1 protein-coding gene is annotated in these 583 nt (G+C 63.3%); it reads left to right on the forward strand.

Features of this window, described 5'->3' with window-relative positions:
- Positions 1-583: Ig-like domain-containing protein (locus HU811_RS27125; protein ID WP_263642032.1), on the forward strand; the 583-nt coding region annotated here is incomplete at both ends.

The raw sequence follows: 583 nt of genomic DNA on the forward strand, positions 1-583 counted from the left end.
GGACCTGAGCGTTGCCAACGGCACTCTGAGTGCTGTCAGCAGCAGCGACGGCGGCCTGACCTGGACCGCGGTCTTCACTCCGACCCTCGGCGTGCGGGATGCGACCAACCTCATCATCCTGGACAACACTGGCGTGAGCGATGCGGCGGGCAATACCGGCACGGGTACGACCAGCTCCGGCAACTACGCCATCGATACGCAGGTGCCGACGGCGACCATAGTGGTGGCGGATACGGCCCTGAACATTGGCGAAACGTCGCTGGTGACCATCACCTTCAACGAAGCCGTGAGCGGATTCGACAACAGCGATCTGACCATCAGCAACGGGACATTGAGCAACGTTTCGTCCACCGACGGCGGCGTCACCTGGACGGCCACGTTCACGCCAAGCGCGAGCATTGCCGATACCAGCAATCTGATCACCCTGGACAATACCGGTCTGACCAACGGCGCGGGCAATGCCGGCGTCGGCACCACGGACTCCAACAACTACGCCATCGACACCGTGCGCCCAACGGCGACCATCGTCGTGGCCGATACCGCCATTGCCGCCGGCGAGACTTCGCTGGTGACCATCACCTTC

Origin of the sequence: Pseudomonas tehranensis, assembly GCF_014268615.1 — a bacterium.
In the GTDB taxonomy this organism is placed as follows: Bacteria; Pseudomonadota; Gammaproteobacteria; order Pseudomonadales; family Pseudomonadaceae; genus Aquipseudomonas; species Aquipseudomonas tehranensis.